Below are 12,706 nucleotides of genomic sequence, written 5' to 3'. Positions count from 1 at the left end.
TTATCGTATAAGAAAATTGTAGCACAACTTTAACAAGCTTTAAACGGACTCACCCTGGGTCATCGAACTTTTTTGTTCAGCATACTCATAAGAAATGGAATAGCCAATAAATAATCCATAAATAATAAATAAACATAGCGTCGTGACAATTGTATTTAATGAATAGCTTTGGACAGGATCTAAATCAACGATAAATGGATTTAGAATATAAAACAAAATCACCCAAAGTACGACTCCAAATCCGACGCCTGGCCACATACTATTTACCTTTTGTAAAAGAACTTTATATAAAAAAGCAATGCCTATTGATAGTACGGCAATGACAGCCATCCCTACTACTTGACCAGTATGACCAATTTTCCAATCTCCTAATGCCCATGGCAACAAGACAAAAGAAGGCCCCACTTCCGTTAAATGGAAATAATAACAGGCGTAGCCGACAAATGACCATATTAAGCCACCAAAAAAACCAATCAACACGACTTTCATTGGAAATCCCATCTGCTTCGTATCCATAATCTCTTTATCTGTTTTGTTCACTACTAAGACACCTCCAGTTCTAGGGTGTCCTAAAATAAACAAAACATGATTGGTTTATTCGGTTGTTTACAATTCTTTTTAAAAGCCATACTAAATAGAAATGAATCATAGACTTGATTGCACGGTGCCTAACACTTTATACTAAGAGTAGAAATAAACGACGTTTGCGTTACGCTATAGGAAGGGGATCGTTATGAAAAAATTATTTATGATTTTAGTGCCAATCATTTGCTTACTGGCTTTTATTCAAATTCTTTCAAACATTCCTTACTTTTTAAGTGCGATCGGCGGGATGGCTTTATTTGTAGGCGTATTTTACTTAGGGTATCGCCTTTACCTATCTAAACGATATGGGACTCCAGTGAAAAAAGGGTCCTCTAAAGCGCCCAATCGGTCTCAAATCCGAAAAGCACAGCGAACAAGCACGGTGAAGCCGCCAACGAAAAAATCGATGCCATCCTCTTCAAAACAACGAGACTTAAATCAAAAACAACTTAAAAAAGTACCAAAACGGCGTTCTTCTCCACACTTGACAGTCATTGAAGGGAAAAACGCTAAAAAAAAGAAAAAAGCATAGCGATGCTTTTTTCTTTTTTTATCCAGTCCAACTAGCTAGAAACCGTGCTGTTTTTTCTTTTCCTAAATCAATCATCGTTTGTTTTTCTTCAATCGTGACGTCAAAATCAGTCGACTTAATATGCTCAACCGGAATGAAGACAATGTTTTTTGCATGCTCACTGCTAATATAGCGTGCATCGTGTGCATGGGTCATCGTCTCAAAAATCGCTTTATAAAGATCAAGGGCGTTATGAATATCGTTTCCATGCTTATCTCCATTTTGGGGGGCTAATTGAAACCCAATCACTGGCCTTCGGTAGCCACCTCGCTTACCATCTTTAAAAATCCACATTGGAAAATTACTTAACAAGCCGCCATCAACAATATACGAAGAATTGTTGCCAACCATTTGACTTTTTAACTTTACAGGTTCAAAAAAGAAAGGAATGCTGCAGCTCATCCGCACCGCCGTTGCAACACTAAAACGATTTGGATCAAGTCCATACTTAGGCAAGTCGTCAGGAAGAACAACCATTTGGCCTCTCGTTACATCCGATACAACAATTCTAAGTGAACCTGGAGGCAAATCATTAAAGGTCGCAACGCCTTTTTGGTGAAGCTGTTCCTTTAGCCATTCCTCTAGTCGATCTCCTTTATATAAACCCATTCGAAAATATAAATTTAGCCATTTGGCTATTTTTAACGGAACGAAAGCAAGCCGTTCATCTCGAAACGTCGATACATCTAATGAGTTTAATAAGTGATTAATTTCCTCACTTGTATATCCAGCCATTAAAAATGCAGCGACAATTGAACCTGCACTTGTACCTGCAATGCGCTCAAATTCTAGTCCACTCTGTTCTGCTTCCTCAATTGCGCCTACGAAGGCGAAGGCCTTTACCCCTCCGCCCGCAAAAACAGCATCCACCTTCAAGGCAATCCCTCCTTTTTAAAAATGTATGTAGCAAGAGGGTTGGCTCATTTCTATAACGCAAAAAAAGTGCATGGATTGTGATCCAAACACCTTTGTTGCACGTTTAATTCTCATTCTGATCGTTTTTCTTTTGAATATCTCGTAATGTCTCGATCCGACTTTCTTTTTCCTGAAAATATTGGACGAGGTCGCCAATTCGATCAATGGCATCCCAACTAATATGATGCTCGATTCCTTCTACATCTTGATAAATATGTTCATCGTTGACGCCAATAATTTTCATAAAGTCTTCAAGTAACTCGTGGCGATATACTAAACGTTTGCCAATTTTGTTTCCTTTTGCCGTTAATATTAAGCCTCTATATCGTTCATAAACAAGATAATCGCTTTTATCTAACTTTTGAACCATTTTCGTTACGGAAGAAGGGTGGACTTCAAGCGCCTCCGCAATATCAGATACACGGGCGTAGCCTTTTTCTTCAATCAACATATAAATTCGTTCTAAATAATCTTCCATGCTCGGTGTTGGCATAGACTCCCCCCAATCCAAAGCGGACAATATCCATTCTATCCTATCTTACTATAAAAGATGAGGAAGAACCAAGGAAGATTACGTGAAGTATTCAATTTTCGCTTGCGGAAAGAAACGGTCAATGTATTCGGTTAACGTGTCACGCAATTCACCTGCTTGTTGATCTTGATAAACATATTTGCCTCGACCGTAACGACCCCATTTGTATTTTCGTTCTTCTTCTTCCATCTCAAGCTTTGATTTTGGGTAGCGTTTTTGAATAATTCGCTTAGCGGTTTTCGTAAACCGATGTTGGATCATTTCAAACGTAAGGTCTTTTTTTGCATACGTAGGTAAGATTGCTTCTAAACGTTCAAACAGCTCAAGATAGCCTTCTTCCCACCCTTCATGCCAAATAATTGGCGCCACAATAAAGCCTAACGGATAATCCGCTTTTGCTACTTTTCCAGCGGCTTCAATTCTTTCTAAAAAAGATGAGGTTCCTGGCTCAAAGTATTTAATAACGTGAGCTGAGTTCACGCTAAACCGAAAGCGTGTATTCCCGTTATGTTTGGCATCAAGCAAATGATCAACGTGACCGTATTTTGTCACAAATCGAAGTCGACCGTGGTCACGCTCTCCCATGAATTCAATCGTCTTTTTTAACGAATGGGTTAAATGATCAATCCCAACAATATCAGATGTACACGCCGCTTCAAATCGCGTTGTTTCGGGCGCTCTCTCCTTAATATATGTTTCAGCTGATTCATAAATATCTTCTAGGTTCACATACGTTCGAATGTACGGTTTATCTCCAAGGGTCGTTTGCAAATAGCAATAATGACAATGTCCCATACACCCTGTTGCTAACGGGATTGCATATTCAGCCGATGGTTTAGACGTATCAAACTTTAACGTTTTCCGTACACCAATAACAAGAGTTGATTTTGCATTCCGATATTTTTGATTATCATTTTTGCCAGGAATATTTCTTACTTGATTGTGGGAAGTGGTTTCGCGAATTTCGACCCCTTCTGCTTTAAACTTTTCATATAATTGTTTTCCTAGTGGATAATCCAATGCTTTCGGCTCAATGTAGACGAGTTGTGGGTAAAACGGCTTCACAATTTAACTTCCTTTCCAACTTGAATAGTGTTAGCGTGCTTAAAAATAGACAATTTCATACAAAGCTTTTGCTCAATATTGACAAATTGTTAAGGATTACGGAAAATAATAAAGTAAATACGATAAAAAGTGAGGGCACCTTAATGACATACGTTCTCTTTAATGATTCAATCCTTGATGAAGCGGATGTAGCCATCTCGTACAAAGACCGCGGCTACCATTTCGGGGATGGCGTCTATGAGGTCATCCGGGTTTATAACGAAGAATTTTTCACATTAGATGAACATATTGATCGTCTTTATGAAAGTGCAGCAAAGATTGAACTAGCGATCCCTTATGAAAAAGAAATTCTAAAAAAATTGCTTCACGACTACAAAACAAAAGTTCAAACCGTAAATGGATCCATCTACTTACAAATAACTCGTGGCGTAGCGGATCGAAACCACCTTTATACGAAAAACGAAGAACCAGTCATTCTCGGATTCGATTTACCTGATAAAGGGGTCAGCCAAAAACAAGAACAAGGTGTCGCTGCATACGTGACGGAAGATGTTCGCTGGTTACGATGCGACATCAAATCAATTAATTTGCTTGGCAACGTCATGGCAAAGCGAAAAGCATTCGACCATGATTGCGATGAAGCCATTCTTTATCGTGATACAGGGGTGACGGAAGGTTCATCTTCTAATTTATTTCTCGTAAACAACCAAACCCTTTATACACATCCTGCAAACAACCTCATTTTAAATGGGATTACGAGACAAGAAATAGTAGCAATTGCTTCTGACTTGGGACTCACTGTTATTGAAGAACCGTTTCCAAAAGAAGTGCTGTTACATGCAGAAGAAGCCTTCATTTCAAGCACTTCACTTGAAATTGTTCCTATTCATTCATTTAAAGGTGACATTGAAACGACGTTAAACGTTGGTCCAGTAACCAAAAAACTTCAGCACGCATTTCAAGAACGCGTTACAAAAAAAACAAACGCTTCCGTCTAGGATAGCGTTTGTTTTTTATAGAATGAAGTCGAAATGCCTTCCATCCAACGTGATGGAGCGCCAACCGTAAACAACGTAAGCTCATGCATCGCTCTCGTACAAGCTGTATAAAGATGAAGCCGTTCTTGTTCTGTTTGATAATTTTCATCTGAGGCGTTAAAAACGACGACCGTATCAAATTCAATCCCTTTTGCTAAGTACGTTGGCAATACAACAATACCGGTTTCATACTCGTGGTGATCTTCTGTTACGAGCTGAATTTGGAGCCACTCACTTAAAGCAGCGTGTGCTTTTTTCGCTTCTTGGGCCGTTTTTGTTAATACAGCTATCGTTTGATACCCGCTGTCTTGAGCCGCTTCAATCGTTTCCGCCATCGGTTGAATCATGGTCATTTGATTGCTTGCCTTTACAACAGTAGGCTGCTTGCCATCCCGATCAAACGGCTCCACTACTTCCGGTTTCGGCAAGAGCTCTCGACAAAATAACATAATCGGTTTCGTCGACCGATAGCTTTTATGAAATTCTATATACGTTGACTCTTGCGGCAGCCCCGTGCCTGACAAGAGATCTGCCGTTGTGCCAGTTTGGTGATTCAACGATTGCGAATAATCACCTACAATCGTGAAGCGAGCTCGAGGGTACAGCATTTGTAAATACATGAGCTGAAAGGACGAGTAATCTTGTGCTTCATCAATAAATACATGTTTAATCGATCGATTCACTCGTAATCCTTTTAACTGATCCAATAAGTACAAATAAGGTGCAGAATCTTCATAGAGCAACCGATTGTGCTTTAGTTCATGAACCGTAAAAAGAGCCACCTGAGAAAAACCCTCCACATTTGCATGAATGTCCGACATGAGAAATTGTTCATACATACGATCAATGTCTAAAAATGAAAACGAACGTACTTGTTTTTGAAGTGGGCGAAAGGCTTCTTTTACAATTTGTTTCTCAAGTAACTTTTCTTGTTGGTCTTCTAAATCAAACAGATCTTCATTTGGATACTTCCCATCAACTTGATGGTACGTCTTCATTAACGCTTCTTTATCAACTAACTCTCGCTCCTGCTCAACCCATTCACTGGATCGCTCTCTGCCTTCTTGTTTAGCTAGCTCCTTTAACAACCACTCCGCCGTTAATTTCAAACGATTTTGTAAAGAAACCTCGTTATTCAAACAATAAAAATACGTTTGGATGTCCGCTTTTTTTACAATCGTTCTTCCTTTAAAGCGTAAATCTTTAAAGAGGACTCCTTCCATTTGGAGGGCACCGATCCACTCATCTAACCGTTCTTTAAAACTCGGACTAGACTTTAACTCAATGCTTCGTTTACGCGTTCGAAAACGGTCGGTTTGTTCATTAGACAAGATGTATTCAAGTTGTTCAAAGTGATTTTCAACTGTAAATTTATGTCCTAAGCGTTTATATAAATACCCTTTTAACGTCTGCTGGGTCATGTTTTCTTCACCAAGTTCAGGCAATACGGTTGAGACATAGCTCGAAAACAGTTCATTCGGGGAAAATAAAATTAATTGTTGTGCGTCGAGCTGTTCTCTATGACGAAATAATAAATAGGCTGCTCGCTGCATCGCAACAGATGTTTTCCCGCTACCTGCTACACCTTGAACGATCAGAAAACGATTTTTTTCATTTCGAATCGCTTTATTTTGTTCTTTTTGAATCGTCGCTACAATGGTCTTCATTGACGTTGAAGCTTGATCGCTTAGCGCATCTTTTAAACGCTCATCGCCAATTGCCAAGGATGTGTCAAACATCGCCTTCAAGTGCCCTCTCCGAAACACGTACTGACGCTTTCCCGTTAACTCCCCTTTAATTGTTCCAGCAGGCGCTTCATAGGAAACCGAACCGATTTCAGCATCATAATAAACACTCGATATAGGCGCACGCCAATCATAGATAAGAAAGTCTTCTTCAGACTCATCCATTAAAGAGGCTAACCCAATATAAATGGGCTCAGCTTGTGACTGTCCCTGCTCTTTTAAATCAATGCGCCCAAAATAAGGTGCGTGCGCTAGTCGACGTAACGTGCGCATTTGTTTTTTCAGTACTTCTTCGCTACGTTCCCGTTCATGTAAAAGCTCAGCTTGCTGACGAATACTTGAAATTGTCTCTTCCGCATCTTCCGCATTGGAAAAATTCATTGTTACGTTATCCCAAAACGTTTCTTTTATTTCTTTTTCGTCTTCCGTCACGCCTTCAAGCTGTTGTTTAATTAATGTTTGTTTTGTACGAATAAATGCATGAATAAAAGCAGCTCGTTCAAATTCAAATTGCAAAGAAACACGTCCTTTCGCGAACTCCTTTTTCAACAGTATCGACTATCGTAGCATAATCGAAATTGCCAGTTCAAGCTTTTACCGTCGAAAATTCCATTCATCATTTTCATAACGTTCCTTAGCAAGTTGCAGGACTTCTCTTTCTTCTTCATCCGTTAATGTATATGGCTGAAGCGTGATATGTAGCCCTTTTTCAAATCCTCGTTTAAAGGCGACAATGCTTTCTTCCATTGAAACCGGCGTGGACCTTAACTCGTTAATTGCAACGGCTTTTTTCAGAAATTGTTGCTGCATGCGCTCACGGATGCGATCGGATCGATAATGGAACAAGTCAAACAGCTTGTCTACATCAAAATCGAACACAATGGAACCATGTTGTAAAATAACCCCTTTTTGCCTCGTCTGCGCACTGCCGGCAATCTTTCTACCTTCCACAACGAGCTCATACCACGATGGGGCATCAAAACAAACAGACGAGCGGGGATTTTTGAGCGCTTCCTTTTCTTTTGCGCTTTCAGGTACAGAAAAATACGCCTCTAATCCTAGCTGTTTAAACCCTTCTAGTAAACCCGTTGAAATCACGCGGTACGCTTCCGTAACCGAAGCCGGCATAAATGGGTGCTCCTCAGAGACAATCACACTATACGTTAGCTCATGTTCATGAAGAACCCCTCTTCCACCTGTCGGTCGACGAACAAATCCTAGCCCTTTTTCCTTTACCATGTTCATATTAATTTCTTTTTCAAATTGTTGAAAATAGCCAATGGAAAGTGTCGCTGGATTCCAACCGTAGAACCGTATCGTCGGAGGAATATCTCCACGACTATGCCATGTTAATAAAGCTTCATCTAACGCCATATTATATGCTGGACTTTTGTTTCCTGAGTTTATAAAACGCCACGTTTCGTTCATTATGAATCGCATCCTTCTTGTTGTAGTTTTCGTTCTTACATACTTAAGATTGAAAAACACGCTCCCTCTCGATATAATAAAGAAAGATGAATCATTGAAGGGGAGTTCGCTAGAATTATGGAATTACAAACAATTATTCTTATTGTACTGACAATAGCGTTAGTAACGTTTATTGTGATTCGCTTACGCACACCAAAATATTTAAAAACACTTTCTCAAGACGAGTTTATTAAAGGCTATCGAAAAGCGCAACTTATAGATGTTCGAGAAACCCGTGAATTTGATGGTGGGCATATCTTAGGCGCCCGGAATATTCCGATGTCTCAACTTCGCCAGCGACAAAATGAGATTCGTAAAGATCAACCAGTCTATATTTATTGTCAATCCGGTGCCCGTAGCAAACAAGCAGCAAAAGTGATCAAAAAGAAACGGGGCGCTGGAGATATTTCGCATTTAAAAGGCGGTTTCCGTAAATGGACAGGCAAAGTAAAGAAGAAAAAATAATCGCATCGAAAAAGCAGCTGTCGCTCACAGCTGCTTTTCTTTTTACGATTTTTTAAGAATGCACCGCTTCTCCGTGCTGTTGCTCATATTTTAAAACAGGTTTTCTCGCTGCTAACGTTTCATCTAATCTGCTCACAACGGTATGGTGAGGCGCTTCCTGAACAATTTCAGGTGTATCTTCTGCTTCTTTGGCAATTTGAATCATCGCTTCAATAAATTCATCCAGCGTTTCCTTTGATTCTGTTTCCGTTGGCTCAATCATCATACATTCCTCTACATTTAAAGGAAAATAGATAGTCGGTGGATGATAGCCAAAATCTAGCAAACGTTTTGCAATATCTAGGGTTCGCACGCCAAGCTTCTTCTGACGTTTACCGGATAAAACAAATTCATGTTTGCAATGCTGAGTATACGGAAGATCATAATAAGGCGCTAAACGTCTCATCATATAGTTCGCGTTCAAAACAGCATATTCGGAAACAAGCCTTAACCCATCTGCGCCCATCGTGCGAATGTACGTATACGCTCGTAAATTAATGCCGTAATTTCCGTAGTAAGGCTTTACACGACCGATTGATTTCGGACGATCATAATCAAACGTATAAAAATCGTCTACTTTTGTTAAAATTGGCTTTGGTAAAAACGGCATTAACTCTTTTTTCACTCCAACAGGACCTGAACCTGGTCCACCTCCGCCATGAGGACCAGTAAAGGTCTTATGAAGGTTTAAATGAACAACATCAAAGCCCATGTCTCCAGGTCGCGTAATGCCTAGTATCGCATTTGAATTCGCTCCATCATAATAAAGCTTTCCACCTGCTTCGTGAATAATTGTCGCCATTTCTACGATATCTGCTTCAAATAAACCGAGGGTGTTCGGGTTTGTTAACATTAAGGCAGCTGTTTCTTCATTTACAACTTCTCGTAAATGGTCCAAATCGACTAGCCCATGTTCATTTGTTTTTACGGTTACGGAATCAAAACCAGCTACGGTTGCAGAGGCTGGATTGGTCCCGTGTGCGGAGTCTGGCACAATCACTTTTGTTCGTTTATGATCGCCATTCGCTTCATGAAAGGCGCGAATCATCATTAATCCAGTCCATTCCCCGTGCGCTCCAGCTGCTGGCTGCAGTGTGACTTCATCCATACCTGTAATTTCAGCAAGAGACGTTTGCAGTTGGTAAAGCATTTTTAACGAACCTTGAACCTGATAAGCCGGTTGATAAGGATGAACGTGACTAAGTCCTTCTATTCTAGCCACATCTTCATTCACTTTAGGGTTGTATTTCATTGTACAAGAACCTAATGGATAAAAGCCGGAGTCTACCCCATGATTTCGCTTCGATAAAGCTGTATAATGACGCATAATTTGCAACTCTGATACTTGCGGAAGTTCTGGCTCATCAACTCGTAAAAACGCTTCAGGAATGATAGAGGAAATCTCCTCTTCATGAATATCTAATTCTGGTAAGCTATGACCTAAACGACCTTCCTTACTCTCTTCAAAAATCAGTGCCATCCCACCATGTTGAATTGTCATGCAAACGCCCCCAGTTCTTTTGCGAATTGATCTAGCTCTTCTTTTGTTCGAAGTTCTGTTACACAAATGAGCATGTGGTGAGTACGATCCTTATCCACCTCACCTAAATCAAATCCACCGATAATCCCTTTTTTAAACAACGATTGATTGACAGTTGAAACGGGTTGGTTTAGCTCGACAACAAATTCATTAAAGGTTGCGCCGTTTTGCTGAACAAGAACGCCCTCGTTATTTAACTGTTTCTTTAAGTAATTTGCCTTTTGCACATTTTGTGTCGCCATTTCTTTAACGCCTTTTTTGCCAATAGCTGTCATAGCAACGGACGCAGCAAGCGCATTTAACGCTTGATTTGAACAAATATTCGATGTCGCTTTATCTCTGCGGATATGCTGCTCACGCGCTTGTAATGTAAGCACAAAACCACGGTGCCCATTTTCATCAACCGTTTGACCAACTAAACGACCTGGTACTTTTCGCATCAATTTTTTTGTTGTCGCAAAGTAACCACAATGAGGTCCACCAAATTGAGTCGGGATCCCAAATGGCTGCGCATCGCCAATAACGATGTCTGCGCCAAATGCACCAGGTGGCTTTAATAGGCCTAGGGCAAGAGGGTTACTTGAAACAACAAATTGTGCTTTAGATGTATGCGTAATTTCTTCTATTTCCGCCAAAGATTCTAAACTACCGAAGAAGTTTGGATGTTGCACAATCACGCAAGCAACATCATCTCCGTGCATCGTTTTTAACGCTTCTATGTCTGTTGTTCCATTTTTAGTATCGATTTCTTTCACTTCTAAATTTTGACCATACGCATTCGTACGCAACACATCTCTCGCTTCCGGATGAACCGCTTTTGAAACGAGGATGGTTTTCTTTTTAGTATGTCCAGCAGACAACATCGCTGCTTCTGCTAACGCTGTCGGACCATCATACATAGATGAATTGGCTAAATCCATGCCTGTTAGTTCACAAATCATCGTCTGGAATTCAAAGATTGCTTGCAATTCCCCTTGCGAAATTTCAGGTTGATACGGGGTATACGCTGTATAAAATTCTGAACGAGAAATGACATGATCAACGATTGATGGAATATAATGTTCGTACACACCAGCACCTAAATAAGATGGAAAGTCTTTAATTGACGTATTATCGTTTGCCAATCCTTGAAAAAAAGATAAGAGCTCCGGCTCCTTTAACGCTTTCTCGATGGCAAGCTTGCGTGTGAATCGTGTCTCATGTGGGATATCAGATAACAATTCGTCAATAGATTGAACACCAATTGCTGCTAGCATATCTTGTTTGTCTTGCTCGGTCATTGGTAAATAGCGATGTGCTTCCACTTATAATTCCTCCTTCAGCCTTTTAACTTTGTTTGTAAAATGGGGTTTTAACGACCTTTGCTAGAACCCGTTTTCCACGTATATCGATCTCAACTTCCGTGTCTAATGTCGTATAAGCTGCCTCTATTAACACGAGGCCGACGTTTTTTCCGAGTGTTGGCGATTGTGTGCCCGATGTGACAAATCCGATTTTTTCGTTTTCTTTATAGACGTCATAACCATGACGCGGAATCCCTCTGCCCACCATTTCAACGCCAACTAACTTACGACTCGGTCCAACTTGTTTCTGTTCTTTCAATACGTCCTGACCGATAAATGGGGTTGCTTTATCCACTTTGACAGCAAAACCAATCCCTGCTTCAATAGGTGAAATCTCTCGAGTTAATTCTTGCCCATACAACGCAAGTTTTGCTTCAAACCGTAGCGTATCCCGAGCCCCTAAGCCACATGGAAGTAAACCAAATGGTTCACCTGCTTCCAATAGATCCTTCCAAAGCGTTCCAGCGTCGTGACTCGATACATAAAGTTCAAATCCATCTTCACCTGTATAACCTGTTCGCGAAACAAATGCGGAGACCGCCCCAAGCATGACGTGTTCTTGAAAACGAAACGGTTTGATTTCATTTAGATCGACGTCTGTTTTAGACTGGACAATCTCAATCGCTTTAGGGCCTTGAATAGCAAGTAAAGCCATTTCTTCAGACACATTCTTTAACGTTACATCTCCCTGAACATGATCGCTAATCCACGCAATATCCGAATCAATATTTGCAGCATTTAAAACAAGCATATACGCGTTTTCAGAACGTCGATACACAATGAGATCATCAACCGTCCCACCTGATTCGGTACACATGGCATTGTATTGCGCTTGGCCATCTTTCATTTTCATAATATCGTTCGTTAAAAGTCGTTGTAAATTCGCTTCTGCATCTGTTCCTTCTACCTCTAGTTCTCCCATATGCGAAACATCGAATAAACCGGCAGCTTTTCGAACGGCAGCATGTTCAGCTTTAATTCCACTAAAAGATACTGGCATCTCCCATCCACCAAAATCTACGGTTTTCGCAAGATTTCGATAGTAAGAAAATAAAGGTGTTCGTTTTAACGTCATTATGACCCTCCTCAAGGCTCTTCTCAATAAAAAAAGGACAAAGCAAACACCAGTGTGTCTGCTCTGTCCTTTGAACCAGAAAGTTTCATTCAGAACTCATTTTATTCTGAATTGTCTTCGTAGGTGGCTTCGTTGCTCAAGCACTCTCCAGAGATGCGTCAAGTAAAAGTCTTCTTTGCCTGAGAGATTCACATTTGTTTGCTCCTTCGGCGCTATGTACCGGATTGGCCATAGTCTCTCCCTTTACCATCACCCGCTTTATTCAATTAAACAATCGTTTTAAAACCTCAGATTTGGTACATACTAAAAAAAGTCTGTTAATACTTC

The 12,706-nt window shown here is 40.4% G+C and carries 12 protein-coding genes and 1 riboswitch; of the genes, 3 read left to right on the top strand and 9 right to left on the bottom strand.

Annotated features, from left to right (window positions below):
- Positions 1–39: 39 nt before the first annotated feature.
- Positions 40–540, bottom strand: coding sequence for a YqhR family membrane protein (locus ACE1TH_RS03275; protein WP_255223423.1), 501 nt, complete (start codon positions 538–540; stop codon positions 40–42).
- Between the two features lie 193 nt (positions 541–733).
- Between ACE1TH_RS03275 and ACE1TH_RS03270 the strand changes: the two genes are divergently transcribed.
- On the top strand, positions 734–1,117 hold the full coding sequence (locus ACE1TH_RS03270) for a hypothetical protein (protein ID WP_375078363.1): 384 nt from the start codon (positions 734–736) through the stop codon (positions 1,115–1,117).
- A gap of 18 nt (positions 1,118–1,135) precedes the next feature.
- Here ACE1TH_RS03270 and ACE1TH_RS03265 read toward each other — a convergent pair whose 3' ends face one another.
- From ACE1TH_RS03265 to splB, 3 genes are all read right to left on the bottom strand, one after another.
- The gene (locus ACE1TH_RS03265; RefSeq protein WP_375078362.1) at positions 1,136–2,032 is read right to left on the bottom strand and encodes a patatin-like phospholipase family protein; all 897 of its coding nucleotides are present in this window, start codon (positions 2,030–2,032) and stop codon (positions 1,136–1,138) included.
- A 103-nt stretch (positions 2,033–2,135) separates the two neighbouring features.
- Positions 2,136–2,564: a transcriptional regulator MntR gene (mntR, locus tag ACE1TH_RS03260; protein WP_099301264.1), complete on the bottom strand. Its 429-nt coding sequence runs from the start codon at positions 2,562–2,564 to the stop codon at positions 2,136–2,138.
- 78 nt (positions 2,565–2,642) lie between these two features.
- Positions 2,643–3,671 (bottom strand): spore photoproduct lyase, encoded by a 1,029-nt coding sequence (splB, locus tag ACE1TH_RS03255; protein WP_099301265.1) that lies wholly within the window; start codon positions 3,669–3,671, stop codon positions 2,643–2,645.
- Between the two features lie 140 nt (positions 3,672–3,811).
- Between splB and dat the strand changes: the two genes are divergently transcribed.
- A complete protein-coding gene (dat, locus tag ACE1TH_RS03250) occupies positions 3,812–4,666 on the top strand; it encodes a D-amino-acid transaminase (RefSeq protein ID WP_099301266.1) in 855 nt (284 codons plus the stop codon).
- On the opposite strand, the gene helD is transcribed toward dat, so the two are convergent.
- Together helD and ACE1TH_RS03240 are read right to left on the bottom strand one after the other, a co-directional pair.
- Complete coding sequence (gene helD / locus ACE1TH_RS03245) at positions 4,663–6,966, bottom strand: RNA polymerase recycling motor HelD (protein ID WP_099301267.1); 2,304 nt, start codon at positions 6,964–6,966, stop codon at positions 4,663–4,665. The genes dat and helD overlap by 4 nt on opposite strands.
- 78 nt (positions 6,967–7,044) lie before the next feature.
- Complete coding sequence (locus ACE1TH_RS03240; protein ID WP_099302132.1) at positions 7,045–7,881, bottom strand: lipoate--protein ligase family protein; 837 nt, start codon at positions 7,879–7,881, stop codon at positions 7,045–7,047.
- Between the two features lie 114 nt (positions 7,882–7,995).
- Between ACE1TH_RS03240 and ACE1TH_RS03235 the strand changes: the two genes are divergently transcribed.
- Positions 7,996–8,382, top strand: a complete 387-nt coding sequence (locus ACE1TH_RS03235) for a rhodanese-like domain-containing protein (protein ID WP_099301268.1) — start codon at positions 7,996–7,998, stop codon at positions 8,380–8,382.
- A gap of 52 nt (positions 8,383–8,434) precedes the next feature.
- On the opposite strand, the gene gcvPB is transcribed toward ACE1TH_RS03235, so the two are convergent.
- Genes gcvPB through gcvT form a run of 3 tightly spaced genes read right to left on the bottom strand, consistent with a single transcriptional unit; the run spans position 8,435 to position 12,379 of the window.
- On the bottom strand, positions 8,435–9,922 hold the full coding sequence (gcvPB, locus tag ACE1TH_RS03230; protein WP_099301269.1) for an aminomethyl-transferring glycine dehydrogenase subunit GcvPB: 1,488 nt from the start codon (positions 9,920–9,922) through the stop codon (positions 8,435–8,437).
- Positions 9,919–11,265, bottom strand: a complete 1,347-nt coding sequence (gene gcvPA / locus ACE1TH_RS03225; protein ID WP_255223424.1) for an aminomethyl-transferring glycine dehydrogenase subunit GcvPA — start codon at positions 11,263–11,265, stop codon at positions 9,919–9,921. The genes gcvPB and gcvPA overlap by 4 nt, the downstream gene beginning before the upstream one ends.
- A 22-nt stretch (positions 11,266–11,287) precedes the next feature.
- Positions 11,288–12,379 (bottom strand): glycine cleavage system aminomethyltransferase GcvT, encoded by a 1,092-nt coding sequence (gcvT, locus tag ACE1TH_RS03220; protein ID WP_375078361.1) that lies wholly within the window; start codon positions 12,377–12,379, stop codon positions 11,288–11,290.
- A gap of 156 nt (positions 12,380–12,535) precedes the next feature.
- Positions 12,536–12,632, bottom strand: a riboswitch (glycine riboswitch).
- Positions 12,633–12,706: the final 74 nt, after the last annotated feature.

This window comes from Shouchella sp. JSM 1781072 (assembly GCF_041949915.1).
Lineage (GTDB): Bacteria > Bacillota > Bacilli > Bacillales > Bacillaceae_D > Shouchella.
The sequence above is the reverse complement of the archived record's forward strand: the minus strand, read 5'-3'. Positions and strand labels throughout refer to the sequence as shown.